Below are 25,254 nucleotides of genomic sequence, written 5' to 3'. Positions count from 1 at the left end.
ACCATTCTCCTTTTATGAATTGACTGTTTCTACCGCATTCAACTGATGATATTTACCACTGAAGAACAATAACGGATTTTTTTCCTCAAGGCGTAAATCCACTACCTTACCGATGAATAATGTATGGTCACCTTCTACATATTCGGATACAACTTCACACGCAATTTGAGCGATGGCCCCTTTTAATACCGGTTGTTCAGCCAATGCTTCGAATTCTACTGCATCACCAGGTCTCCCAGCGAAATGACGTGAATAATGCTCTTGGTCCTCCGCTAAAATATTAACTGTATATTTTTTGGATTGTGAAACTCTCTCTAAGAATTTTGCTTTATGTCCAACGGAAATTAAGACAAGTTTAGGATCCAATGATATTGACACAAAACCATTTGCCGTCATTCCATGCGTTTCACCTTCGTTTTCTGTTAATAGAACGGTTACACCTGTAGCAAACTTGCCCATTGCATCTCTAAATAAACGATCATCCATCCTAATTCCTCCATTCGTAACTGAATAATTCAATCATAAATCAGTCCATTTAAAATTATCATTGTATTTTTTATTGAAAATTCAGATAAAAACAATAAAATTGCACATGAAAATATATTTGAATTCTTTGTGAATTATTTTTACAAAAAATCAGCTGTATCATATATCCTTCCATTATAAATTCCACATTGTAAATCGGAAATTTTTCTTTTTCATTTTTGTTCTCTTTCAAAACACAAATTAGTATCCTTATTTTTTTGCTTGTAAATCTCTTTTTTTTCAAATAGAATTCTGTTCATGGAAGAAAAATTTCCGAATTTTCCCACCATTCACTATTATTCTTGTAGAGAAAAGTGAAAATAATGGTGAAATGTGTGCCTTTACTTACAATAATGGAGGTGTTTGATGATTCCAATACCGAATTGAAAGCGCTATCACTACTTTTCAGAAAAAGACAGAAGTATCAGACCACCAATACTTTTTTGAAAAACAATTGTGGATGGGGAAAATACGGTAATACAAGGGGGATTTTCATGCGTTGGGTTGTATTAGCTTTTCTATTCTTACTATCTGTTTTAAATTATACGGATAAATCGGTTTTAGGATTAGCCGCAGAACCAATCATGACTGAACTGAATCTATCTTATGATCAGTTCGGTTTAGTAGGAAGTAGTTTCTTCGCTGCTTACGCTGTCGGAAGTATCGTTTTAGGTACCTTAACGTATCGCTTCAACACAAAATACTTATTAATGATGATTGCTACTGGATGGACCATTTCATTAGCAAGCGCTTATTTTGTAGAAACCTTAACACACTTAATTTTACTGCGTGTTGTCTTAGGTTTCTTCGAAGGTGGTACGCTCGGTCTGTGCATCGTGCACTTAGCACGATGGTTCACTAGCTCACAACGTGGTGTCGCTGCAGCTATCATGACTTCTGGTACAACAGTTGGAACGTACTTGGCTGCACCACTTTTAGTTAAAGGCATCACGAATTTTGGTTGGCAGCACACTTTCGCATTATTAGGGATAGCAAGCTTTGCATGGGCGATCCTCTTCTTCTTCATGAGAGACGAGCCAAAGCAACCCCTCATCGAAGACGTAAAAAGTTTAGCGTCCAACAAAGAAGTACCGTTCAAACATATCTTTAAAGTATTCATCAACCCTTATGTATTATCGATTTTAGTTGTAGGTTTCGTATCCATGTGGATTACAACTTGGGTCCTTACATGGGCACCAACTTACCTAACACAAATCGTGGGTCTTGAGCCACAGCGTATGGGCTTAATCTTCGCTGCAATGGGCATTTCAGGAACAGTGTTCGCAATTTGTATAGGTAAATTCACAGACTACTTATTCAAGAAAAATAAAAGCCTTATCAAATCTTATGATCGTGTATTAATTACAGTATTGCTGGTCGGCGCTGCTTCTTATGCGATGACCACGATTGTCGCTTCACCGGTTCTAGCCTGTTTGTTCCTAGGGATGGGCTTAATCATAAACACTTGCTTATTACCGTTAAATACAGCGATTAAAACATTGATCATTCCGAAAAATCTAGTAGGTAGCGTAACGGGTGTCTCATTATCCATTTCAAGTATGGCTGGAGTAATCGGGCCATGGATTACCGGGTACTTGATTACACAAGCAGGCGATAACGTGCGGTCAGGCTTCAACTTAGGTGTGTTGGTCATCGTTAGTTTATATGTTGTTACGGCCATCGTGTTAGTAGCCACACGTAAATTGAAAATCACCGCAACTGAAAAAGAAGATGCTCGTCGTGCTACAGAAGAAGAGCAGATAAACCTTGACATCGCCCCAGGGCGATAATACTCAACCATGGGTTCATCACATGTAAACAGACTGAAGACAAACTCAAAGAATGAGTTTGTCTTCAGTCTGTTTTGTTTATAAAAGCGGTTTACGTAACTCTTCCATCCATCTCGAGCCTAATGGTTGATAGACTCCGCTCTTATCTTGCAAATTCCTCGAAGCTTAAGCTATCCGACAAGATCAGTACCTGAATGACTAATAAGGTATACGCTGCAGTCGATGCGTCTTTCAGTGAAATTTGTAGTTGCTCTTCGATTTGCTTGATACGATATTGGATACCGCCGATAGATAACGTCAACTCGTCCATCGTTTCTTTCAAGCGCTGACTATTTAATAAATAGACGTAAAGCGTATGCAATAATTCCTTTTTACGGGGATCATCAAAATTGTATAAGTCTTTTAACGTCTTCTTCGCCATTTCGTGCAGATGCTCCATGCTCATGTTCTTTACGATATCCCCAAGCATTCCTAAATCTTCGTAATCCGTTAGCAGCTTATCGTTGGGAAAGCGCTGTGCAACACGAGCCTCTTGTAGCGAACGCTCGAAATCTTTGAAGTTACTAAATGTTCCGCTAAGCCCGATCGAATATTTATAATTGGCATTTTGCTTCTCCATCTTTTGAAAAATTTTCGTGATTTTCTTATTCCAGCCTTGCTTATCACTATTTAGCGAATTGAGGAGCGCAATTTCCTCACCAAGCACTGCAAAAATACAAGGCAAATCCCACTCTTTTGCCAACTTGGACAGCTGTGTCAACTGGTCATGAATGTCGATGATTTCTTTATTTTTCTTTTTCTTTTTGACACTGATAATACCTGTAGAGAACGGCGGCTGAAATTTAAATGGTAAAAATTTATAGTAAGATTCGATATCTTTAATTTTCCGATTATGAATTAAGCGCTCCAATAGTGAGCTACGCATCCTTTGTTGCTCTTCAAACTGCGCCTCCTCATATAAAATACATAAGGCCACGACCGTAGAAATCCGCTCTAAAAATAAGTGGTCGTTTTCATCCATATCCTTTTCATCAAAGTAGAAAAATGAACAAGTGGCATAATTCCTTTTGTTAATAAGAACAGGTGCCGTCAACTTCCTGAATGTTTCGCCTTTGTAATGCGAAACGTTATGCGTATCGTCGAAATGCGATAATTTCACCTTATCTTTTTTTATTGCTAGTTGCTGTTCTTCCGTTAAACCAAAATGGCTTAACGCATTGCCATGGATATCCTCAATCAAAATCGAGATGTTCAACAGCTCGGACGCAACCTGAACAATTTCATCCATCGAATGTTTATCTGTTACTTTTTGTGTGAGCTGACTATTAAACAATGAAATTTTCTCGAGCACTTGCTTATGGTGTAAAAGTGCATCATAAGTCATTTCAAGTTCAGATAAAATGTTGTCGTTTTGATAAAGGTGGATAAGCTCTTCCTCATCTTCGAGCCAATCGCTCTCCAAGCGCACTTTAAACTCACAGCACGGATCACCTTTTGCGACGCACTTGTACTCAACGGCAATAATCGATTCACCATACTCATAGGTCAATGCACCACTTGCAAACCCACATAACATATGACAAACACATTCGTTTGCTACACCATAATTTTTTAGGTGTAACGCGGCTTCGAATGATTCTACCCATTGTCCCCACGTATCGATGCATTCAACCGTGCCATCTGGATGTCGCACAATTTCCCCCATGAAAATTACATCCTTCACGTGACCTAAGCGTGAATGTCTCTTACCGACTGGATCTATCGAGTCTTTATTTTGAAGCATCTTTCTTGCTGATTCCATCCCGAACTCTTTCCCAAATCGAAATAAAAAGCCTTTTGTTTTATGAGAACCAATGTTGTTAAACAAGCTGTTCTTTAATGTATGGAAGGCATTTGCCGACATTAAAATATTTTTCGTTTCGCTGGAATCAAATGCAATTTCGCTCATTAAAATCACATCCCCTTTGACTATCTATTCCTCATATTACAAAAGTGAAATTGATTTTTCAATAAATTTTAAAGATTAACACTATTCTTTCAATAAAAATCAGTATAACGTTTGAAATTATTAACAGGTATACTCAAAACAGAAAATAAAAGCACATCAGTATGAGGAGGCAAAGCGATGACAATTCTTGAAGGGTTTCATAATAGTTACATATTGGCAAACGGTGTACGTACACATTATTCCTGGGCTGGAACAGAAGGACCAGCTGTAATTTTACTGCACGGTGCAGGACCTGGAGCATGCGGCGCAGCAGGTTGGCGTTTTATGTTACCTGCATTAGCTAAAGCTGGCTTCCGAGCATATGCAGTAGACCAACTTTCAATGGGCTTCACCGACGCCCGCCCTCACGCATGGCCTGTAAATGGTCATCAAAGCCTAGTGGATCATGTACATGATTTCATTGAAGCATTATGCCTCGACGAAGTATCACTTGTCGGCAATTCACAAGGTGCTTACGTTGCAGCTAAATATGCCATAGACCACCCCGAAAAAGTAAATAAAATTGTTTACATCGGTAGTAATACCATCTATCAAGCGATGCATGAAGTACCTGAAAGAAAGCTGCGGTCATTCTTAGAAGTGATTGGTTATGACTATACAGAAGAATCCTTACGTAAATTCATGTACCGTAATTCAAGCGAAGACACGGTCATTCCTGAAGAACTGATTCAACTACGTCATCAAGCGGCAACCCGCCCAGGCGTTAAAGAATCCAATCAGGCGTTCGATGCCTACTTAGCGAGGATGAACGAAGAGCCTAAGCTTTGGGATCGTTACTGCATGAAAGATACCTTACCAAAATTGAAAATTCCAGGCCTATTCATTTGGGGTAAGCAAGACGCCGTTGCACCAGTGGAGACAGGTTATAAACTCGAGAAATTATTACCGAACATATCATTTGAATATATAGAAAACTGCGGTCATCAAGCTCAAACGGACCAACCGGAAATCGTGAACAAACTTGTCGTTGACTTTTTGGCAGTGGAAAAAGATCAAGCCGTTACAGCACAATAAACTATTTTTGAAAGGATTGATCAAATGGTAACAGTAGTTGAAAGTAAAGGGCTGTATGAAGAAATTATACAAAAGGCAAAACGCATCGGTGAAGCCGCAGAGTTAGAAGCAATCGAAGCTGATCGAAATTCGACCGTGTCCCCACGCATCGCGGAAATTATTCGTGAGGAAGGCATTCACCGTTTGATTTTACCGAAAGAGTTTGGTTATCCACAACTCGATTGGCATACATTCGTTGATATGGTAAGCACAGTTGGTTACCATAACTTATCAGCTTCATGGTTAACCTACTTCTTCTCCGTGCATAACTCTTGGGTTTGCTACTATCCTAAGCACATTCGTGATGAAGTCATTAACCAAGGTGGCTTTGTAGCTGACGTATTTGCCCCCATCGGTAAAGTGGAACCAGCTGAAGATGGCTATGTCGTTTCCGGAAAGTACAATTTTGTAAGCGGTATCAATTACTGTGATTGGGTTGGCGTTGGCGCCATGATGAAATTCGAAGACAATGACAAGCCCGAACGTGTCGGCATTTTATTGAAGGTTTCTGACTTGGAAGTGGTAAAAACTTGGGATTCCCTTGGTCTTCGTGGATCAGGCAGTAATACATTGATCATTGATAATATTTTCGTTAAGCCTGATGCCATTTTACGCTTCAGCAAAATAATCGAAAAGAGCCAACCGCCATATGAAGATTTCGATCAAGACTATTTATATTACAATACACCATTCTATCCTGGCTTCTATGTAGGGTTCGCCGCAATGGCTGTTGGTGGTGCAGAGCGTGTAGTTGACGAGTTCGAAAAGCATACAGCCGGCCGCGTCCGCTTCTCTGGCATAAACGAAAAGGATTCTCCCACAAGCCAACGCGTGCTTTCGGAGTTAAAGCTAGAAATGATTTCTGCAAAAAGCTTATTGAACGAATACATCCGGATGATGGAAGAAGATAAAGGTGGTCCATACGAAGGAGCAAAATATAAAGCGATTCGTGCAAAAATCATCGATAAGTGTACACAAATCGGTGTTAAGGCCCTACTGACTTTAGGTGGGCACGCATTATTAAAAGGTCATCCGGTAGAAATGCACACTCGTGACCTGATGGCAATCGCCACACACATTACTTCTTTATATGAAGATGGCATATTAGGATACGGTAGAAATTTATTCGGCGTTCAAACAAACATTCAAGGGTAATTTCAGCATCGGAAAGTATGATGGATAAATATTGAAATCATATTTTCCTTGTCCTCTTATTAAAAAAACATGACTATGAGGTGAATATAAATGGAAAAATTTCTTTACGCACCGGAAATTGCAAAATTAGGACACGTAGCTTTAGTATCAGCAGATCTTGAAAAATCTTTATGGTTCTTCCGCGACACAATCGGGTTAGAAGAAACCGAAGTGATAGATGGTGTACATTACTTGCGCGCTTGGGGCGATTTCGAACACCATACATTATCCATTACAGCTGGTGAAACTTCTTACATCGATCACATTGGCTGGCGTACAAAACGTCCTGAGGACGTAGCAACTTTCGCTAAATTATTAGAAGATGCTGGTACAGAAGTACGTTGGATAGAAGCAGGCGAAGAAGTAGCCCAAGGGGAAGCAGTCCGCTTCGAATTACCAAGTGGTCACCGCTTTGAACTGTATTACGATATGGAAAAAACACCTGCTGATGAATCTCGTAAATCGGTGCTTAAAAACCAAACGTATAAATCTTGGGCCAAAGGTGTATCACCACGTCGCATCGACCATGTTAACTTACAAACTTCACAAGATAACGCTGTGATCGTAAATTACTTACAACAAGCATTAGGCTTCAAGCTACGTGAATATTTCGTAAATCCGGACGATGTACAAGTCGCAAGCTGGTTATCCGTAACAAACTTAGTTCATGACGTGGCAATCATGTCTACATCCCGTTCAAAAGAACCAAACGAAATGCACCATATCGCTTACTGGTTAGACAACTCCCAAGACTTACTACGTGCTGCGGATATTTTATGCGAAGCTGATGTACAATTCGTAGGCCCTGGTAAACATGGTATTTCTCAAGCCATGTACATTTACGTAAAAGATCCAGGAAGTGGCTTACGTCTTGAAATCTTTACAAACAGCTATTTAATCTTCGAGCCAGACTGGGAGCCAGTGAAATGGACGTATGAAGAATACTTGAAAAACGGATCTGCCTACTGGGGCGACCGTCGCCGCGATGACGTAGATCGTGAAGCACAAGTTAAGGAATTAGCGAATTCATAATAAATTGACCACCAGCCATTCATGATGAAGGATGCTGGTGGTTCTTATGCGATGAATGTTATATAGGAAGGGGTGTCTCTATTGAAGGCAATGTTAAAAGTGTTAATCTTATCTTTCATTGGCGGTTATATTTTTAGCTTGCTGCACATCCCTATTCCCTGGATGCTTGGCCCAATTGTTGTCGTCATGTTAGCTCAATTCGTTTATAAAGGACCGCTTAGATGGTCCAGCCAAATGCGTGATTTAGGTGTCGTCATGGTCGGGACCGCGATTGGTGTACAATTCAACACCGATTTATTCGGCATGATGAGCTCCATTTTACTTTACATGATAACCCTAAACGTCATTTTGATCGGCGGTTCAATCGGCATCGCCTACTTAACGAGCAAATGGACAAAAATCCCGGTGAAAGCTGCCATATTAGGCGCCATCCCAGGCGGTTTAGGACAAATTGTCGTCTTTGCCGAGGAAGAAAAAGTTAAAGAAATCGGCGTTATTTCTTATTTTCAAGTAATTCGACTTTTACTGGTCGTTGTTTTCGTACCATTTATCGTCGCTGGCCAAGTAATGAGCAAGCCACCAACTGACGCTAAGCTAACAATCAGTTTAGTACTACTAATTGCACTTGCTTGGGGTTGCTCTCATGTAATGAAACGCATCCATTTGCCAGTCGCATTTTTCATTACACCCATTCTTTTATTCATTACATTGCAACTCACAACACCACTGGCAATGCCTCAAATACCTGGTATAATCATGGATGTTGCTCAGTTACTAATCGGTGCCCATATCGGACTCATGCTCAAGCCGCATATGATCAAACTGCCGGTACGCATACTTGTAGGGGGCATTTTCAGTGCCTTCGCACTAATTGCGCTAACATTTGGATCAAGCTTCTTCATGTCCTTTGCATTGGATACAACCTTCGCTACAAGTTTCCTAAGCACCGCCCCAGGGGGCTTAGATCAAATGGTGTTATTAGCGAATGCAGTGCATGCAGATGTCTCGCTTGTTTCAATGTTCCAAACGTTCAGGCTCCTGTTCATTTTTATTTTAATTATGCCTTTGATGAAAATGTATTATCGTTGGCAAGGAAAAAAGAAATTGCCTAGCATCAAAAGAGCCATGTAGTAAAGTACCGATCATGGTTCATGTTAAAATCTATATACCTATGGATAAGACGCTCCGATGATTGAAATTCATTCAGTGGGGCGTTTTTCGAATCTGATGAATGGGTGAAACCAATTACCATATAATAGTAGAAACGCGTTCAAAAAACCAAGTATCTTCATGGAAGTCTGTGGGCTAGATTGCTACAAATGCGATGAGGTTACGGATATTAGAGATTCAAATAGATAGAATACCATTTCTTGAACGAACCGGGAAAAATAAAAGGCATGAGCCCGGTACAATACCGAACTCATGCCCAAGGAACTGCATATCAGTTCCTTCCTCGACAATAATAGACTATATGCAGTTGGTCATGTTCTTCTTAACTGCTTACATATAACTAACTTCTAGTATTCAGCCACTCTACTTCTCCGCCTGGATAATCGCTGAGACAATATATTCTTCTACCTTATGTTCCGGTGCCCATTCCTTGATGAATTCTTTGGATTCATCTTTAGGGATAATGGAGATGTTCTTAAATCCAGCTTGTTTCATCGTCTCGGACAATTCTTCAATTGAAGATGCCCCGGCGATGCATCCGGAGTAGAGGTTCATATCCGTTTGCAATGCTTCAGGCAGATTCGCAGTCAACACGATATCGGAAATCGCTAATCTCCCGCCCTTTTTCAGAACACGATACGCTTCCTGAAAGACTCTTCTTTTATCCGGGGATAGGTTGATGACGCAATTCGACATGATTACATCAACGAATTGATCGGCAATAGGCAGATGTTCGATTTCCCCTAAACGAAATTCGACATTTACGAATTGATTTTTTTCGGCATTGCTCCGAGCTTTGCTAATCATTTCAGGTGTCATGTCAACGCCTATGACTTTTCCTTTTTCCCCCACTTTAGGAGAAGCCAAGAAAGCATCGAACCCTCCCCCGCTCCCAAGGTCAAGGACGGTCTCCCCCTCTTTTAAGTCCGCGATCGCCTGAGGGTTTCCACAGCCTAATCCCATGTTTGCGCCATTCGGGATATTTTGAAGCTCTTCTTTGGTATATCCCATCTTTTTAGAAATCTCTTCGACGGAAATATTTTGGTTTTCTTCGGGTGTACAGCAGCTTGGCGCACAACAGCTGTCAGAGTTAACGACTTTAAGGGCGATTTTTTTATAATTGCTTCGTACGCTTTCGCGAATTTCATCTTTTTTCATTTCACTCATTCTCTCCATATCCTTCCCATTCATATTTAACAGCAAGAGTTTTCATTATATCCTGTAAGCACTATGCCCATTTCACCATTTTTCTCTTCTACATCTATGGTTACATCTGATAACTGTTCCTTCATCTCTGGTTGAATGGCAATGTTCACCCCATTCACTTCTACCACCATATCATTTGTTTCTGCTTCTTGTAAGGCAACGCCAAGGTTCATTCCGCAACACCCTGCAATTCCATAAAATCGTAGAGTGGATACGTCATTTGCCTTCATCGCTTCTTGTAAATACTCTTTTGCTTGATTGGTCATTTTCATGTTCTATTCCTCCAATAGGTTTCGCATGTCATTTTTACATGTCCAGAATTTGATGCAATTGTTTGATTCCCTTTGGCTCTTCCCGGCTCCAAGGGAGAATGACAGTTTGGTTGCCGGATAGCTCTTTCACTTTCTCGATCCATTTCTTCTCTCCCTTTGCTTTCCTGGTAAGCATCGGTTCCATTGTATCCGTGACGAAAAAACTTTGGTTGATGAGCCACCAATGGATGGATATATTCGCCCGTTTCAAATCTTCTGCCAATCGTTTTGCTTCCAAAACAGGTGTCATCTCAGGAAGTGTCGTAATGATGATGCTCGTATAGGACCCGTCTCTTAATTTTGGCAACAAATCGCGTACCGGCTCTGGTATATCACCAGAAGAACGGGAAATTTCTTTATGATAGGCTTCGGATGCATCCAATAATAGAAGGGTATGACCTGTTGGTGCCGTATCAATTACGACCATGCTATCTTCGGATTGCGCCACAACATTGGCGAGTGCCCGGAAAACGGCGATTTCCTCGGTACAAGGAGATTCCAGGTCTTCTTTTATGAAGGCCAAGCCTTCTTCATCCATCGTTTCACTTGCTTTAGAAAGCACTTCATCTTTATACTCTTCCACGACTTTCTTCGGATCGATGCTGCTTATCGTTAGATTGTCATATAAGGTGTTATCATCAAAAGTCCAAGCAATGTGAGCGGCTGGATCCGTGGTCGTTAAGTGGACCTTTTTCCCTTTTTCGGCGAGTCCCAAGGCGACAAGTGACGCTACTGTCGTTTTGCCAACCCCGCCTTTTCCCATCGTAAGGATGACCCGATGGGAGTTTGATTCATAATAATCCACCAAATCTTTAATAGAGTGATGAGGGATCGTTTCTATTTCATCTAATAAGTTTTCAGACTCCACATATGTTTGAGTGAACCATTTCTCCATGTGATTGATTCCTGTGATGGCAAATGAAACAAGAGGCAAATAAAAAGTCGGATGTTTTTTCAATGGATTCGGAATGTCTTCCAATGCCCGCTGTTGTCGGTCATGCAAGGCATTTGCGTAACGATCACCTCGATCCGTCTGTTCGAAGACACCGTTCACGATCAAGAGTTGATTGGCAATCCCGATTTCCTTCAACTCATCCGACGCACGTGCCGCTTCCCTCAATGGCCCCTCTTCAGGTCGGCTCACAAGGACTAGTGTAGTCTGCCCTTTGTCCGCCAACACCTTGACGGCCTTCTGATACATCTGCTTCTGACTTTCCAATCCCGCTAACGGACCCAGGCAAGATGCCCCGTTTGTATTTACATCTAAAAAACCGGACCATGCAGTTGGTAGTTGTAATAACCTCAGCGTATGACCAGTTGGTGCGGTATCAAATACAATCCGGTCATATTCCTCCGTAATTGTTGAATCCGTCAAAAGGGTCGAGAATTGGTTGAATGCCGCAATTTCGACGGTGCAAGCCCCTGACATTTGCTCTTCCATCGTTGCAAGCACCGCATCTGGTAACTTTCCTCTATACGGGGCAACCATCCGTTCCTTGTATTCGGTTGCCGCTTGGACAGGGTCCAAGTTCAGGGCATACAGGTTCGATGTGCCCTTGATCAATTGGGGATGATTGGTTAACGGTTGCCCGAATACATCTTGTAAGTTCGAAGCGGGATCTGTACTGATCAACAGAACTTTTTGTCCTTGCTTCGATAAAGAAAGGGAAAGCGAACTTGCCACGGATGTTTTCCCCACTCCACCTTTGCCTGTGAAAAATATAAATCGCGTTTGTGGGAAGAATTCATCAGTGAATAACTTCATGTCAGCTCTCCCCATCTTTTTGCGTCTTCAGTGACAATCGCACTTTCGGCTTTTGGATCAGTTCCTCAACAGAGAACCCCGTCCACCTTCCCAACTCCTCATTACTTGGATAGCTCCCTGTTCGTACCACGTTTCCATCAACGAATACAATCGGTAAGACATCCGGACCCTTTTCGTTCAATAACGTACTAACTTGTTCATGTTGCATGAACTGTTCGGTATCATTGGTTAAATTATATCGTTCGATCGGATAATCCTTTTTCTTCAGATTACTTGTCACAAAAGACATCCTTAATAGCTCAGGGTCGATTGAAGGACCGCATACACCTGTAGGGCAACACATGGCAGGGTCAAAAATCTGTATTTCTTTCATTGAAGTCACTCCTTTTTATATAAATAAGCAGATGCCTATATTACGGATAAATCAATAGCCAAGTAATTTTCCTTGGCTATTTGCAGGCTCATTCTCCCATTTCAGCGAATTCTTCGATCCGTTCGCCAATTTCATCACGCACGCGTTGGAAGAAGGACCACTTTTCCTCATCGGTTCCTTCCGCTTTGGCTGGATCATCAAAACCCCAGTGGACTCGCTTTACTTGTGGAGGCGTGATTGGGCAATGCTCGTCTGCATGCCCACACAATGTAACCACTAAATCTGCATGATTCAAGGTTTCCCTATCAATCACATCCGATGTATGATTGGAAATATCAATGTTTACTTCCCTCATCGCCTTAACAGCATTGGGATTCAATCCGTGAGCCTCAAGACCTGCGCTTTTCACAATCCAATCCGGTAAGAGCCTTTTCGCCCAGCCTTCAGCCATTTGGCTGCGGCATGAATTGCCTGTGCATAAGAAGTAGATGGTTTTTCTATGTGTCATGAAGGTTTCCTCCTGTATTGAAAAAAAGAAATTACAATTTAATGGTTCTAAAATATTTCTTTTCCCAGCGTAGAGCGACATGGACGAGAGCAATCAGGACCGGCACTTCCACGAGTGGTCCAATGACCGCCGCAAACGCCGCGCCGCTATTGATTCCGAATACGGAAACGGCCACCGCAATCGCCAGTTCAAAGTTATTGCTTGCTGCCGTAAAGGAAAGGGAAGCGGTAACTGGATAGGATGCACCCGCCTTTCTTGATGCAAAAAACGATACGACAAACATGATTAAAAAGTAGATGAAAAGCGGTATCGCAATCCGCACTGCATCAAGTGGCAAGGCAATGATGGTGTCCCCTTTTAAAGAGAACATCATGACGATCGTAAACAATAAAGCAAACAAAGTTAATGGTGAGATCTTGGGTAAGAACTTATTTTCATACCACTCATTCCCCTTAATTTTCAACCCAATGAATCGAGTCAACATCCCTGCTACGAATGGAATACCAAGATATATCATGACGCTTTTCGTGATTTCCCACATTGATATCACGACAGATAGGTTTTCCATGCCGAATACGCCAGGCAACACATTCAAGAAAAAGTAGGCGAATACGGAATAGAATAGGATCTGGAATATCGAGTTGAACGCCACGAGTCCCGCGACATACTCCCTATCTCCCCGAGCCAGATCATTCCAGACAATGACCATCGCAATGCAACGGGCCAAGCCAATCATGATCAATCCGGCCATATACTCCGGATAATCGCGTAAAAAGAGAATCGCAAGGAAAAACATCAAGACCGGCCCTAACAGCCAGTTTTGAAACAAGGAGAGCAGAAGCACTTTCCAATCCTTGAACACTCGCCACATTTCTTCGTACTTCACTTTTGCAAGCGGTGGATACATCATGACGATTAACCCAATTGCGATTGGTATAGAAGTAGTTCCTACCGAAAAGGTATCTAATACACTTTTGAAATCGGGTACCCATACTGCAATCATGACTCCGACGAACATCGCCACAAAAATCCATAGAGTAAGATAGCGATCCAAGAAGGATAATCGCTTTGTTACACTTTTATTTTCCATCCTTTTCTCCCCTAACATGATGAAGAATTACATTCCGTTGAACAACATGGAGCCTGAACAGGTTCTAAAGAATCGATGATGGCTTGAATATAGGGCTGTTGAACATCATTTAATCGGAAATGTTTCCATGTTCCCTTTTTTCTTTCTAAAATGATTCCTGCGTCTTTTAATTTTTTCACTTGTTGACTGACTGCTGGCTGGGAAATCTGCAGGATATCCACAAAATCACATACACAAACTTCGCCTTGTTTCAGACATGCCAATAACTTTAATCGGTTCGGGTCGCTCACGGCCTTTAATTGACGAGACATCTCCTCGATTTGGTTCATCTAGTGTCCTCCCACTATATATAATTAAATGCTTATATAATATAATGCTTATGTTATCACGATAGGTTTGACCGTTGCAAGGGTTTTGGCTTGGAGAGATTTTATCAGAGTACTTCTCGAATTGCCTTCATGAAAAAAAACTGCCGATCTCCCGGCAGCCTCCATTCCTTATAAATACTTGCGGTGAATCCCTTTTCCGTCATAAGAAAACATGACTTCTTTGCCTTCCATGACCGATTCCATGTGCACGGGACGTCCCCAGAGCTGGTGGATATAAGGCATGACTTTTTCAAGGTATTTCAGGTCCAGTTCAATGTCCTCGTACCAATGTTTCAAATACAGCTCGCCATTTCGCATATAGTCGCCGTCATTGACCGTGATATACGGGAACCCGCCATTCACCCGCATGCTGACGAGCTGATCGCGCACCTGTTCCCATGCCTTATCAACGATTTTGTAGTCTTTGCCTTGCTTTTGAAATAAGTACATATCCTCCCGCATGACGAGATCTTTGGTCAAATAGTTACGGAGGAAGGAAATATCCGATTCTATTTCCCTGACTTCGAACATTTTTTCTCGGCCCGTTCCTGGCTTGATGCCGAGCTTGAGCATTTCCTCTGTCGGGTTATCATAGCGTTCTTCGATATCTTCAAACACCTTCAACCCTAGATAATAAGGATTGATGCTCGTGCGTGATGGCTGCACGACTCCGGCATTCAGTTTCGCAAATTCAATCGATTCGCCAGAGGTCAAATCCAGTTCACGCATGATGCGCTGATGCCAGTACGATGCCCAGCCAAGATTCCAATAAAGCGGTTCAATCCAAACAAATTAAAATAAAAAGGCTATGTTAAAGGGAAAAGTTGATTTAAAAATGCTCATAAAAAAATGAGCTGGAAAATGTATCTCCAAGCTCATTCTATTTTGATGTTTATTTTTTACTAAAGCCCCCTTTAGTTGAGTAGAAAATATCCATTTACTCGATAGATCTATTCTTTACTGGAAATAACATTTAAAATAATTAAAAATATTTTTTCATTATTAAATTCGCCTACATTTACAATTTGGTGAAGTTCGACCTTTTCTCTTTCATTTAAAGTTACTTGCTTTAGGGCATTATCTACTGCCTTTGCAAAAGAAAAATCCTCGTAAACTCTCGCAATGATCCATTCAATAACTATTTTATTACCTATCCTCAATTAAATTCACCTCATATAGGGTTTGTGAAAATAAGCGAAACATCATTAGGTAACCTATTCTATAATTCCCACAAAAATCCCTTCCTCAACTAAGCGAACTTCATACAGCATCCAAACGGTACTATTTAGCTAAAGGGTTGAATAAAGTTGCTGTCATACCTACTTAATAGAAGCTTTTTCATGTAGGCTCTGTTATTAGTTAATGTTGATGGGTTACTTGGGTTATGCTTTTTTATTGGAGGCACAAGCTGTTAAACACCTTAAAACAAATGAATGTTGAACATTTGGAAGGTATCGTTGAAATTGACGAAACCTATTTTCTATACTCTCAAAGAGGGCAACGGGGCAACGTAAACCTCGTAAAGTGGCGGAAAGTCCAAACATAGAGGAATAAGCCACGAACAGGTCTGTGTTCTTGTTGCCAGAGACCGTACAAAAGCAACCGTCTCAAAAGTTGCTTGTATGGGGCGTATTGTGAAAACAAAAGTCGATATTTTAATTGACTCAAAGCTGTCTAAGGACAAGGGCTTGTATCACATTCAAAATGTCAACGCTCTCCATTCTCGTTTGAAGCAATGGATAGCCCGCTTTAAAGGTGTGGCTACGAAATATCTTGATAATTATCTTGCTTGGTTTTTGTTTGTTGATAGCCGTAGTAACGAAAGTACAAATCACAATATTAAAGAATTTTTATTATCATCATTTGTATTTGAAATGACCGATACTTGTGATAGTTTGCGTACTTCAAATTTTACTGTTTAGTTTTAAATTGTTTCGATTAGTACAATAATTGAAACTTTTGGAAAAATATATCGTCAAATCAGTAAAGGGGTGATATTTTGAGATTAAAATATTTCTTTATAATGATATTTGTGTTATCAATATTTTCGGTTATGGGTTGTTCAAATAATGTAGATAAAAAAACGAAGACATAGACAGTGAGTTCCCTCCATCTCAGAAAGGACTAATCATTATTAATGATACGGAATATCAGATTGAAAGCGGCAGTTATAGATGGGAAAGAAAGAAAGAAAGAAAGGAGTAGAAATTGAGGTTGTACAAACAGACCACGCGTCTCCGTACCAAATGGCAGAGCATATAGAATCAATTAGCGCAAATCCAAATCAAAAAGTTGATATTAAGATTGATGGAAATCCAAATATCGAAGTTTATTTATGGAATGAAAAAGGAAGAGAAATAGAAATAAAACATAATGATAATCAAATAACCCTTCCTTCAAGTAAAGGTAAATATATCTATGAAGCATTAGCAGAATGGACTAACGGAACAATTTCCTACACATTTGTTATGGAAATTAAATAGATTAGTCATAAAAACAAAGGGAAACCTTAACAATCTGGTTTCCCTTTGTTTTTGTATAAATATCAACATTCAAATTTAACAGAGCCTTCATGTAAAGGTCAGGTATTTTTGGGATACAGCATTAAAATATCCTACATCAATAATTGGTTTTTCTCCTTTATCAGGGCATTGAATATGCGTCAGCTGAAGTGAGTCATTGATGATGACCAAGTCTATTGCGTCCAATTCCTTTTTACAGCACGAACATTTCACAGGTAGTACGTTTTTTTCCATTATAGACGCCCCCTTTTTTATAAATAGATATTCTTTATGTCTAGTTGCTAATCCTACCTGTTCACATAACCGTCAAATATCTTTCTCCAATCCATCCACTTTAAGTAACTATCTTTATGCCTTTTTTCTAATGTGATATTGTAATGCAAATATTTTTGGATTTTATTCAACTTGTATAACAGGATGCGTACACAGAAAGTTCTTTATCTGGCGCTTCAAAAAGGTCATCATCGCTCTCCCAAGTTCGGCGACAGTGAACATGCAAACCAAACGGTTAAGAGGGTTTGACAAAATTACGGTCGTGAAAGCGCCGACGGAAGCCTATGCGTTAGCATAAGATCCATCAATAAACAGGCATCGGAGATATCTCCGATGCCTGTTTTGTTTATAGGTCCTGCAAATCAAAACGAGCGAGTTCCTCCCCATCCAACAGGATGAGCAAGGTAGCATCTTTTGCTACGTTCTTCAGTTTTTCCAATTGTTCTTTTGGCGGCACAAGGAACGGGAATGGGGGGTCTTCTTCGCTGACGCCCAATTCGTAGTGTAGGGTATACAATCCCTCTTGGCCAGGCTCGAGAATAGATACAAAGGTTTGTCCATACCCCAATCCACTTTCATCATACTCGGACGGATTAAACACATTAAAACCAATGATTTCTTTGGACGAAGCAACTAAAGGATCATGGGGGTTGATTTGGATTTCCAAACCCGTATCACCTGTGTCCCCGATTTTTTTCTTCCCTGTATTCTTCAGGGTAAACTCATAATAGAGGGCTGTTGGGACAAGATCCTGTCCCTTTTTGTCTCCTTCCGTGATCCTTTGGGCGCCCACTATCTCTTGATCGTTGATCACATCGACACTTGTCTTTACAAGTTCGATAGATGGTTTTGATGAACAAGCCGTCAAAAGCATGACCACTGAAAAGAAACACAGAAGAACCATACATCGTTTCACTAGCGCCTCCCCTTTTTTATATGGTTCTCTCATCTTATCATCATCCTATTGAAAGTTTATTTAGACTTTTCTATAAAGTCTTCAATCCATTTATAATCTATTGGTCCATTTGTAATAATATATTGTTCTTCATCAACAAGGACTACGTCTCTTTCAATAAGAGAAGGTATGGTAATTCGTTCGTCTGCATACTCAAGTTGAAAAATAAATTGTTCATCGGGGTATTTAGAAGTGAAATTTCTTATTCCTATTTTCTTTACTTTATATTGACTAAAAAAATCTACCAGTTCTTGAATAGATTCTGGATTATTAACTGTCCGATTAAAATCAACCACATCATTCTCAAGGGGTAACTTTCTGTAAAGAACTTCTTCTATTTCCCCAGCATCCAGCACATCAACTAATTCTTTCTCACGATAGTCATTCCATCTAATAACAATAAAAAGTAGTGCAACAACAAGTATGATTGCCATTAAATAAACATATCTCAACTTAATACGACTTACCCCCAATAATATAAAAACTTCCAATCTTAAATGTTATTTCCATTATACGTTTTACTAATTATATCCTAATTATCACATTTTGGAAGATTCCTTTTAATGGCAACAAAGTGTGCGAAAACAGCCTTGATAAATAATGGTTGATATTCTTTCTTTAGACAACTATTGAGTCTAAAATGGAATAATTGGTTTTTTCAACCCTAAGGTTATTACGACAGCTTTTTTTCAAATAGGGCACGCCTCGGATGCGAAATAGAAAAATGTAAGTACACCTGCTACTCCCTTAAATTCTTTAACAAGATATATACAAAAGATCGGAGCTGCCTCTAAGGTAGCTCCGATCTTTGGCTAACAAAATCGTTAGTTATATAACGTTTTGTTTATAATACAAGGTCATGGAATTTACAAACCCACTTAATAGGGGCTACATCAATTAAAGACCAGATATTTTCGGGATACAGCATTAAAATAGCCTACATCAATTATTAGTTTTTCTCCTTTATCAGGGCATTGAATATGCGTCAGCTGATGTGAGTCATTGATGATGACCGAATCTATTGCGTCCAATTCCTTTTTGCAGCACGAACATTTCACAGATAGTACGTTTTTTTCCATTATAGACGTCCCCTTTTTATAGTTAGGTATTCTTTATGTCTAGTTGCTAATCCTACCTGTTCACATAACCGTCAAATATCTTTTTTCTTGGTTATTAAAAGAAAAGCTTAATTTATATTTAAGTGTTGTGGTAACAACTACCCTACATCTGATTAAACCATTTTCACCAGAAATGGATATTTATGTTAAAATAAAATATGACTGTGTGGGTTTACACTTACACTAAGGACAGTTTTGTTTATTCAAGTGGGGTGTGGTAGATGAGTGAACGATTCGAACTAAGTTTTAAAAACAAGGAAGTTAGAATGTGGATTTACATCATGGTACCAGCTTTTATTATAGGAAACTTATTTCTGTTTATCGGGGGCTACATTTATAATTATGTGCTATGGATTTTGCTAGTAATAGCATTAATATCGTTTTATATTTGGCGTTTTCTTTATAGGAAGAAACAGAACAAATAACCCTTCTTAAGCTAATATTAATTTATTAAAAACAGCGGACATAAAAATACATTGAGCTGGAGTTTCATTTCCCAGCTCATTTTTGTTTCCTATAAATTCAAAAGCAACCAATAGCTTTAACATAGCCTTGATGAACCGTTGAAGTTTATGAAGAAGAGGATTAATGCTATTAAAATAAAAGGAGTAATATATGTCTTTAAATAATTATGCAAAAGTAATTGTGAATATTGGAGTGACAGTTGAAAAGGGAGATTTAATTAAAATCATTTTTTCTCCTGAACATTTGTCGTTAGTACGCGAAATTTCAAAAGAGGCTTATAAGAGTGGGGCGCAATATGTATCACTTGATTTACGGGATTCGACAATCGAAAAGGATCGAGTGCGTTTTCTTCCTGACGAATTTTTAGACGTTTTTCCAAAATCATTAATTGAAAATGAATTAAATTATGCGAAGTCTGGGTATTCGACAATCACAATCGTTGCACCGACGTTTTCAGATATGGATTCTGATTGGGATGAAAGAACATCAATAGTAACTAAAGCAAAATCAATCGCAATGAGCCCAATACGAACATATGGTATGGAAAATCATAATAAATGGGTACTTGTTAACGCGCCAACAAAAGAATGGGCACTGCAAGTGTTTCCAGACCATCCTGAAAATGAAGCTATTGAACTTTTATGGAAATATATTTTTGAAGCATCAAAATCAAATGAGCCAAACCCTATCTCAGCTTGGAAACAACATGATATTACCTTGAAAAGTATAGCGGAAAAGTTGAACAATTATAAGTTTTCTGGTTTGCGATTTGTTAGTAAAAAAACAGATTTAACTGTTTCTTTAGTCAAAAATCATGTTTGGTTAGGGGGATCTGAAACGACTAAAGATGGAAGAGAATTCATGTCTAATATCCCTGTTGAAGAAGTTTGGACAATGCCAAATAAGTATCAAGTGAATGGATATGTTACCATCACAAAACCCCTTATATTAGCAGGACAAACTATTCAAATTTTAAAGCTGTTCTTTGAAAATGGGAAAGTGATACGAATTAAACCGAAACACCAAGTCGTTCTCGATTTTCTTCAAACAGATAATGGTGCTGGAATGCTTGGAGAAGTTGCACTTGTATCAGTCAATTCGAGTATTGCCAAAATGGGAATCACTTTCAAAAGTACACTATTTGATGAAAATGCAGCTTGTCATATCGCACTAGGTCAAGCTTACATTAATAATATTTTGGATGGTTCCATAAGAACTGAAGAAGAACTAACTGAGCTAGGTATGAATAAATCTGCCGTTCATGAAGATATTATGATTGGCGATAGCTCCATTAGTGTCTATGGATTATTAGATCAAGAAGAAGATATACTAATAATGAAAAGTGGGGTTTGGAAAATCTAATTTTCAGGAAACTATTTTTCTTAATCTTGTAAAAGATTTAATCAAAGGATTTTAATAACTAATACACATATGTGTTTAAACTGACTGTGATTGAATGTAATTTTTCTTCGACTAACTAATGGGTGCATTTTTAGATCAACCTTAACCTTTAACATAGCCTTTAGAAGAGCGAGCAATGTAATTCAATTCGAATTACATTGCTCGCTCTTTTTTATGAGAGAATTTATTTATTACGACCAAAGTTTCTTTATAAATACTTGCTTCCTTCCCTATAAATATTTCCGGTGAATCCCTTTTCCGTCGTAGGAAAACATGACTTCTTTCCCCTCCATGACCGATTCCATGTGCACGGGACGTCCCCAGAGCTGGTGGATATAAGGCATGACTTTTTCAAGGTATTTCAGGTCCAGTTCAATGTCCTCGTACCAATGTTTCAAATACAGCTCGCCATTTCGCATATAGTCGCCGTCATTGACCGTGATATACGGAAAGCCGCCATTCACCCGCATGCTGACGAGCTGATCGCGCACCTGTTCCCATGCCTTATCAACGATTTTGTAGTCTTTGCCTTGCTTCTGAAATAAGTACATATCCTCACGCATGACGAGATTTTTGGTCAAATAGTTACGGAGGAAGGAAATATCCGATTCTATTTCCCTGACTTCGAACATTTTTTCCCGGCCCGTTCCTGGCTTGATGCCGAGCTTGAGCATTTCCTCTGTCGGGTTATCATAGCGTTCTTCGATATCTTCAAACACCTTCAGCCCTAGATAATAAGGATTGATGCTCGTGCGTGATGGCTGCACGACTCCCGCATTCAGTTTCGCAAATTCAATCGATTCGCCAGAGGTCAAATCCAGTTCACGCATGATCCTTTGATGCCAGTACGATGCCCAGCCTTCGTTCATGATTTTCGTTTCGAGCTGCGGCCAGAAATAGAGCATTTCCTCTCGGATCATGGTCATGATATCTCTTTGCCAATCGGTTAAATCCCTGCTGTATTGTTCAATGAATAGCATGATATCTTTTTCAGGCCGTGGCGGGAACTTCTTACGCCTTTTAGCGGTCGGATGCTTCTTCACATCTCTGTCTTCGAGATTCCATAAATCATCATACTCCGTCGCTGCCGGCTTGATTTCCTCCTCCTCTTCCTCATCCTCCATCGTCCAGGCAAGCTTCGGCCTCATCAGTGATGGATCGATATGTTCCTCGATGGCAAGAAGGGCATCAAGGAATGTTTCCACTTCCCGCTTGCCATGCAACACTTCGTATTCCCGGATTCTTTCTGCCGTGGCCGACATGCTTTCTACCATATCCCTCTTGGTGTTCCGGAAACGGACATTATTCTTGAAGAAATCACAATGCGCCAAAACATGCGCCACAATCAATTTGTTTTGCACAAGTGAATTGGAATCCAACAAGAACGCATAACATGGATCAGAGTTAATGACCAATTCATAGATTTTGCTTAATCCGAAATCATATTGCAGCTTCATTTTATGAAATTGTTTCCCGAAGCTCCAATGTGAAAAACGGGTAGGCATTCCATACGCACCAAATGTATAAATGATTTCCGATGGACAAATTTCATAACGCATCGGGTAAAAATCCAATCCGAATCCAGTGGCTATTTCTGTGATTTCACTGATGGCATATTCCAGATCCTTCTGCTCCGATCCATTCATCTTATATCCCCCTAGTCTTTTGTCTTTAGTCTAATGTATGAAAAAAGGGCGGAAAAATGCTTTGTTCCTTCTTAAAGGGCAATCGTACATAGAAAAAAGACATCCTCCAAAAGGGAAGATGTCAGGAATCAGTAGAACAGGCACTCTTTCTTACTATTACTTGGCTATTTCTGCATGTAATGCCCGTTTTTTCGTTTTTGAGCGAACCCACGAAATGATAAGAGCTGCAATGATGACAAAACCTAAATATCCTGTAAGAGGATATACCGTACCAACCAATTTAATGAAGCCAACAAAGCTGGCAAGGAAAGCTAACATCCCTACGACGATGACCGAGATTTTAAAATTCTTTGTTTCGGAAGGTACAAGTCTAGCAGTAAATGCGTACAGCATACCAACTGACGTATTATAAATCATGCCTAACAGCACTACGGACAGAATATTTCCCAACCAAGGCGAGATTTCATTTGCTAAATAAAGAGTGGGCATGCTTACTCCCTCAATCGATTTAAGGTCGGACATCATCCCCATATTGATTAGAAGTAATAAAACCCCTAAACCTATCCCGCCTAAAATGCCTCCCATTCCTGCTTCTTTCTTGCTTTTCATTGTGCCTCCCATTACGGCCAGCATCGCGATTCCAGCCGTCATATTATAAGAAACATATAACAATGAACCCATTAGCCAATTTCCCGTTGCGGCCGTTTCTTTACTGGATGAGGCAATGATTTCACTGAAGCTAAGATTTGATGTAAAGAATGAATAACCCGCAATGACAATCATGATGATGAATAAGAATGGCGTTACGGCACTAATGATCGACATGATTTTATCGACTTTAAGCAAAAGCGTTCCAATGGTGAGGATCGTCATGATCGCGGCACCCACGATACTTGGGATGCCAAATTGTTCTTCGAAAATAGATCCGGAACCTGCAATCATGATCACCGTTACGCCAAATAAGAAAAAGGTAATGATCACATCGACAACCCTGCCTAGATGACGGCCACAAAGGTGATCGATTATGCTTTTATGAGAGCGTGTTTGAAGCGAGCTCCCTAACTCCGTAACTCGCATTCCAAGGAAAGCGAATAATGCAGTCGCCACGACAATTCCCAATACACTATAGATTCCAAAGCTCGTGAAAAATTGCAATACTTCTTGTCCTGAAGCAAAACCTGCCCCTATGATGATTCCAATATATGCGCCTGCTAGATTGATACTGTTCTTCATGGAAATCCACCCCAATTTAAAGATAATTCTGACAATTTAGTGCATGGGTAGCTTTTGGCTACCTCACGTTTAAAGCTCCGCCAATCTTCAGTAAGAAAATACCAAAGCTTGGCGGACTCAACCTGCTCAATTTTTGTATCGTTTACTATAGGAGGTAAATTCATCGACAATGGTCGTATCTACTTCGTATCCAATACCTGCCGTCTTTGGCACGGTGATGACCCCATCTTCCACCGTCACTTCCGGTTTAATGATGTCTTTATGCCAATAATTCGCAGAAGCGGCCGTATCGCCAGGCATTGTAAAATTATCAAGTGTGGTCAATGCGATATTATGTGCACGACCGACCCCAGATTCCAACATGCCACCGCACCATACTGGCACGTTTCGCTCTTTACATAAATCATGAATTTTCTTAGCTTCCGTTAAGCCACCCACTCTACCAATCTTGATATTGATGATTTTACAGCTTCCCAAATCCAGCGCCTTTCTGGCATCTTCGACGGAATGTATGCTTTCATCCAAGCAAATCGGTGTTGTGATGCTCGCTTGCAATGTCGCATGATCGACAATATCATCCGATGACAAAGGCTGCTCGATCATCATTAAATCGAATTGATCCAGCTGTTTCAATAATTCGATATCCTTCAAACGGTAAGCCGAGTTTGCATCCGCCATGATCGGTACATCCGGATAATGATTACGTACTTCCCTGATAACATCGACGTCCCAGCCCGGCTGAATCTTTATCTTGATTCGTTTATAACCATCTTTCAGTCCATTCTCGATTTTTTTCAATAAATCTGGAACGGTTTTTTGGATACCGATACTGATGCCGACATCGATTTTATCCAGCTCTCCACCTAGTGCCGTGCTCAGTGGAATGTTCTTTTCTTTCGCGTACAGATCCCAAATAGCTCCTTCGATTGCCGATTTCGCCATATTATTTTTCCGAATATGAGCGAACAGTTCCGCTACTTCACCTGGGTGCTCTATTTCTTTATTAAGCACGAGCGGAATCAGGAAATCCTCCAGCATCGTCCAGTTCGTTTTGATGGTTTCTTCGTTATACCATGGCGCGGCAAAAGCTACAGATTCAGCCCATCCTGATAATCCCGCTTCATTTTTCACCTCTACTAAAATAAACTCTTTATCCACGAATGTACCAAAGCTAGTTGTGAATGGAGCAATCAAATCCATATTCAGATGACGTAAACGCACTTCTTTTATTTTCATGTTTAATTCCCC

Annotated in this window: 24 protein-coding genes and 2 pseudogenes; 8 read left to right on the top strand and 18 right to left on the bottom strand. The window is 40.1% G+C overall.

The features are described 5' to 3' along the window. Positions 1-12 precede the first annotated feature (12 nt). On the bottom strand, positions 13-486 hold the full coding sequence (locus ACIQXQ_RS03590) for a flavin reductase family protein (protein WP_402955400.1): 474 nt from the start codon (positions 484-486) through the stop codon (positions 13-15). A 533-nt stretch (positions 487-1,019) separates the two neighbouring features. On the opposite strand from ACIQXQ_RS03590, the gene ACIQXQ_RS03585 reads away from it, so the two are divergent. Beyond that, the gene (locus tag ACIQXQ_RS03585) at positions 1,020-2,315 is read left to right on the top strand and encodes an MFS transporter (RefSeq protein ID WP_402867561.1); all 1,296 of its coding nucleotides are present in this window, start codon (positions 1,020-1,022) and stop codon (positions 2,313-2,315) included. A 142-nt stretch (positions 2,316-2,457) separates the two neighbouring features. Here ACIQXQ_RS03585 and ACIQXQ_RS03580 read toward each other — a convergent pair whose 3' ends face one another. Then, complete coding sequence (locus ACIQXQ_RS03580; RefSeq protein WP_402867560.1) at positions 2,458-4,263, bottom strand: V4R domain-containing protein; 1,806 nt, start codon at positions 4,261-4,263, stop codon at positions 2,458-2,460. A gap of 177 nt (positions 4,264-4,440) precedes the next feature. Between ACIQXQ_RS03580 and ACIQXQ_RS03575 the strand changes: the two genes are divergently transcribed. From ACIQXQ_RS03575 to ACIQXQ_RS03560, 4 genes are all read left to right on the top strand, one after another. After that, positions 4,441-5,337 (top strand): alpha/beta fold hydrolase, encoded by an 897-nt coding sequence (locus ACIQXQ_RS03575; RefSeq protein WP_402955397.1) that lies wholly within the window; start codon positions 4,441-4,443, stop codon positions 5,335-5,337. Between the two features lie 24 nt (positions 5,338-5,361). Continuing rightward, on the top strand, positions 5,362-6,531 hold the full coding sequence (locus ACIQXQ_RS03570) for an acyl-CoA dehydrogenase family protein (RefSeq protein WP_402955394.1): 1,170 nt from the start codon (positions 5,362-5,364) through the stop codon (positions 6,529-6,531). A gap of 90 nt (positions 6,532-6,621) precedes the next feature. After that, entirely contained in the window at positions 6,622-7,602 is a 981-nt protein-coding gene (locus ACIQXQ_RS03565) for a VOC family protein (RefSeq protein WP_402955391.1), read from the top strand. Between the two features lie 90 nt (positions 7,603-7,692). After that, positions 7,693-8,733 (top strand): AbrB family transcriptional regulator, encoded by a 1,041-nt coding sequence (locus ACIQXQ_RS03560; RefSeq protein ID WP_402956026.1) that lies wholly within the window; start codon positions 7,693-7,695, stop codon positions 8,731-8,733. Positions 8,734-9,135: 402 nt separating this feature from the next. Here ACIQXQ_RS03560 and ACIQXQ_RS03555 read toward each other — a convergent pair whose 3' ends face one another. The 9 genes and pseudogenes from ACIQXQ_RS03555 to ACIQXQ_RS03515 form a co-directional block, all read right to left on the bottom strand. Next, a complete protein-coding gene (locus ACIQXQ_RS03555; RefSeq protein WP_402955388.1) occupies positions 9,136-9,939 on the bottom strand; it encodes an arsenite methyltransferase in 804 nt (267 codons plus the stop codon). Between the two features lie 26 nt (positions 9,940-9,965). Next, positions 9,966-10,250, bottom strand: coding sequence for an iron-sulfur cluster biosynthesis family protein (locus ACIQXQ_RS03550; protein ID WP_402955385.1), 285 nt, complete (start codon positions 10,248-10,250; stop codon positions 9,966-9,968). A gap of 34 nt (positions 10,251-10,284) precedes the next feature. Then, positions 10,285-12,054, bottom strand: coding sequence for an arsenical pump-driving ATPase (gene arsA, locus ACIQXQ_RS03545; RefSeq protein WP_402955382.1), 1,770 nt, complete (start codon positions 12,052-12,054; stop codon positions 10,285-10,287). Between the two features lies 1 nt (position 12,055). Next, positions 12,056-12,427 carry an arsenite efflux transporter metallochaperone ArsD gene (gene arsD / locus ACIQXQ_RS03540; protein ID WP_402955379.1) on the bottom strand — a complete coding sequence of 124 codons (372 nt, stop codon included), beginning with the start codon at positions 12,425-12,427 and terminating at the stop codon, positions 12,056-12,058. An 88-nt stretch (positions 12,428-12,515) separates the two neighbouring features. Continuing rightward, a complete protein-coding gene (gene arsC / locus ACIQXQ_RS03535) occupies positions 12,516-12,935 on the bottom strand; it encodes an arsenate reductase (thioredoxin) (RefSeq protein ID WP_402955376.1) in 420 nt (139 codons plus the stop codon). Between the two features lie 31 nt (positions 12,936-12,966). Next, complete coding sequence (gene arsB, locus ACIQXQ_RS03530) at positions 12,967-14,025, bottom strand: ACR3 family arsenite efflux transporter (RefSeq protein WP_402955373.1); 1,059 nt, start codon at positions 14,023-14,025, stop codon at positions 12,967-12,969. An 11-nt stretch (positions 14,026-14,036) separates the two neighbouring features. Beyond that, positions 14,037-14,354 (bottom strand): ArsR/SmtB family transcription factor, encoded by a 318-nt coding sequence (locus tag ACIQXQ_RS03525; protein WP_402955370.1) that lies wholly within the window; start codon positions 14,352-14,354, stop codon positions 14,037-14,039. 168 nt (positions 14,355-14,522) lie between these two features. Further along, a pseudogene (locus ACIQXQ_RS03520) lies at positions 14,523-15,158 on the bottom strand (SpoVR family protein); the annotation flags it as partial. A 185-nt stretch (positions 15,159-15,343) separates the two neighbouring features. Further along, positions 15,344-15,553 carry a hypothetical protein gene (locus ACIQXQ_RS03515; RefSeq protein ID WP_402955367.1) on the bottom strand — a complete coding sequence of 70 codons (210 nt, stop codon included), beginning with the start codon at positions 15,551-15,553 and terminating at the stop codon, positions 15,344-15,346. A gap of 212 nt (positions 15,554-15,765) precedes the next feature. Between ACIQXQ_RS03515 and ACIQXQ_RS03510 the strand changes: the two are divergent. Further along, a pseudogene (locus ACIQXQ_RS03510) lies at positions 15,766-16,315 on the top strand (IS1595 family transposase); the annotation flags it as partial. A 252-nt stretch (positions 16,316-16,567) separates the two neighbouring features. After that, a complete protein-coding gene (locus ACIQXQ_RS03505) occupies positions 16,568-16,876 on the top strand; it encodes a hypothetical protein (protein WP_402955364.1) in 309 nt (102 codons plus the stop codon). Between the two features lie 87 nt (positions 16,877-16,963). Here ACIQXQ_RS03505 and ACIQXQ_RS03500 read toward each other — a convergent pair whose 3' ends face one another. The 4 genes from ACIQXQ_RS03500 to ACIQXQ_RS03485 form a co-directional block, all read right to left on the bottom strand. Further along, entirely contained in the window at positions 16,964-17,149 is a 186-nt protein-coding gene (locus ACIQXQ_RS03500; RefSeq protein ID WP_402955361.1) for a hypothetical protein, read from the bottom strand. A 385-nt stretch (positions 17,150-17,534) separates the two neighbouring features. Beyond that, on the bottom strand, positions 17,535-18,137 hold the full coding sequence (locus ACIQXQ_RS03495; protein ID WP_402955358.1) for a hypothetical protein: 603 nt from the start codon (positions 18,135-18,137) through the stop codon (positions 17,535-17,537). A gap of 23 nt (positions 18,138-18,160) precedes the next feature. Further along, entirely contained in the window at positions 18,161-18,595 is a 435-nt protein-coding gene (locus tag ACIQXQ_RS03490) for a hypothetical protein (protein ID WP_402955355.1), read from the bottom strand. A 441-nt stretch (positions 18,596-19,036) separates the two neighbouring features. Next, the gene (locus tag ACIQXQ_RS03485; protein ID WP_402955352.1) at positions 19,037-19,222 is read right to left on the bottom strand and encodes a hypothetical protein; all 186 of its coding nucleotides are present in this window, start codon (positions 19,220-19,222) and stop codon (positions 19,037-19,039) included. Between the two features lie 654 nt (positions 19,223-19,876). Between ACIQXQ_RS03485 and ACIQXQ_RS03480 the strand changes: the two genes are divergently transcribed. Next, the gene (locus tag ACIQXQ_RS03480) at positions 19,877-21,088 is read left to right on the top strand and encodes an aminopeptidase (protein WP_402955349.1); all 1,212 of its coding nucleotides are present in this window, start codon (positions 19,877-19,879) and stop codon (positions 21,086-21,088) included. Between the two features lie 269 nt (positions 21,089-21,357). Here ACIQXQ_RS03480 and ACIQXQ_RS03475 read toward each other — a convergent pair whose 3' ends face one another. From ACIQXQ_RS03475 to menC, 3 genes are all read right to left on the bottom strand, one after another. Beyond that, the gene (locus ACIQXQ_RS03475) at positions 21,358-22,773 is read right to left on the bottom strand and encodes a SpoVR family protein (protein ID WP_402955346.1); all 1,416 of its coding nucleotides are present in this window, start codon (positions 22,771-22,773) and stop codon (positions 21,358-21,360) included. 156 nt (positions 22,774-22,929) lie between these two features. After that, the gene (locus ACIQXQ_RS03470) at positions 22,930-24,006 is read right to left on the bottom strand and encodes a YkvI family membrane protein (RefSeq protein ID WP_402955342.1); all 1,077 of its coding nucleotides are present in this window, start codon (positions 24,004-24,006) and stop codon (positions 22,930-22,932) included. 126 nt (positions 24,007-24,132) lie between these two features. After that, complete coding sequence (gene menC / locus ACIQXQ_RS03465) at positions 24,133-25,242, bottom strand: o-succinylbenzoate synthase (RefSeq protein ID WP_402955339.1); 1,110 nt, start codon at positions 25,240-25,242, stop codon at positions 24,133-24,135. Positions 25,243-25,254 lie beyond the last annotated feature (12 nt).

The organism is Peribacillus sp. NPDC097198, assembly GCF_044762055.1.
Taxonomy (GTDB): Bacteria; Bacillota; Bacilli; order Bacillales; family DSM-1321; genus Peribacillus.
Note: the sequence above shows the minus strand (reverse complement) of the source record. Positions and strands in the feature narration are given on the sequence as shown.

Excerpts from the sequence above, each read along its gene's own strand:
- ACIQXQ_RS03480 (WP_402955349.1), top strand. The coding sequence starts at position 19,877 with ATGTCTTTAAATAATTATGCAAAAGTAATTGTGAATATTGGAGTGACA.
- ACIQXQ_RS03585 (WP_402867561.1), top strand. The coding sequence starts at position 1,020 with ATGCGTTGGGTTGTATTAGCTTTTCTATTCTTACTATCTGTTTTAAAT.
- ACIQXQ_RS03575 (WP_402955397.1), top strand. The coding sequence starts at position 4,441 with ATGACAATTCTTGAAGGGTTTCATAATAGTTACATATTGGCAAACGGT.
- arsB (WP_402955373.1), bottom strand. The coding sequence starts at position 14,025 with ATGGAAAATAAAAGTGTAACAAAGCGATTATCCTTCTTGGATCGCTAT.
- ACIQXQ_RS03485 (WP_402955352.1), bottom strand. The coding sequence starts at position 19,222 with ATGGAAAAAAACGTACTATCTGTGAAATGTTCGTGCTGCAAAAAGGAA.
- ACIQXQ_RS03505 (WP_402955364.1), top strand. The coding sequence starts at position 16,568 with ATGGGAAAGAAAGAAAGAAAGAAAGGAGTAGAAATTGAGGTTGTACAA.
- arsC (WP_402955376.1), bottom strand. The coding sequence starts at position 12,935 with ATGACACATAGAAAAACCATCTACTTCTTATGCACAGGCAATTCATGC.
- menC (WP_402955339.1), bottom strand. The coding sequence starts at position 25,242 with ATGAAAATAAAAGAAGTGCGTTTACGTCATCTGAATATGGATTTGATT.
- ACIQXQ_RS03570 (WP_402955394.1), top strand. The coding sequence starts at position 5,362 with ATGGTAACAGTAGTTGAAAGTAAAGGGCTGTATGAAGAAATTATACAA.
- ACIQXQ_RS03550 (WP_402955385.1), bottom strand. The coding sequence starts at position 10,250 with ATGAAAATGACCAATCAAGCAAAAGAGTATTTACAAGAAGCGATGAAG.
- ACIQXQ_RS03565 (WP_402955391.1), top strand. The coding sequence starts at position 6,622 with ATGGAAAAATTTCTTTACGCACCGGAAATTGCAAAATTAGGACACGTA.
- ACIQXQ_RS03495 (WP_402955358.1), bottom strand. The coding sequence starts at position 18,137 with ATGAGAGAACCATATAAAAAAGGGGAGGCGCTAGTGAAACGATGTATG.
- ACIQXQ_RS03555 (WP_402955388.1), bottom strand. The coding sequence starts at position 9,939 with ATGAGTGAAATGAAAAAAGATGAAATTCGCGAAAGCGTACGAAGCAAT.
- ACIQXQ_RS03470 (WP_402955342.1), bottom strand. The coding sequence starts at position 24,006 with ATGAAGAACAGTATCAATCTAGCAGGCGCATATATTGGAATCATCATA.
- arsD (WP_402955379.1), bottom strand. The coding sequence starts at position 12,427 with ATGAAAGAAATACAGATTTTTGACCCTGCCATGTGTTGCCCTACAGGT.
- ACIQXQ_RS03525 (WP_402955370.1), bottom strand. The coding sequence starts at position 14,354 with ATGAACCAAATCGAGGAGATGTCTCGTCAATTAAAGGCCGTGAGCGAC.
- ACIQXQ_RS03560 (WP_402956026.1), top strand. The coding sequence starts at position 7,693 with ATGTTAAAAGTGTTAATCTTATCTTTCATTGGCGGTTATATTTTTAGC.
- ACIQXQ_RS03590 (WP_402955400.1), bottom strand. The coding sequence starts at position 486 with ATGGATGATCGTTTATTTAGAGATGCAATGGGCAAGTTTGCTACAGGT.
- ACIQXQ_RS03500 (WP_402955361.1), bottom strand. The coding sequence starts at position 17,149 with ATGGAAAAAAACGTACTACCTGTGAAATGTTCGTGCTGTAAAAAGGAA.
- ACIQXQ_RS03475 (WP_402955346.1), bottom strand. The coding sequence starts at position 22,773 with ATGAATGGATCGGAGCAGAAGGATCTGGAATATGCCATCAGTGAAATC.
- arsA (WP_402955382.1), bottom strand. The coding sequence starts at position 12,054 with ATGAAGTTATTCACTGATGAATTCTTCCCACAAACGCGATTTATATTT.
- ACIQXQ_RS03580 (WP_402867560.1), bottom strand. The coding sequence starts at position 4,263 with ATGAGCGAAATTGCATTTGATTCCAGCGAAACGAAAAATATTTTAATG.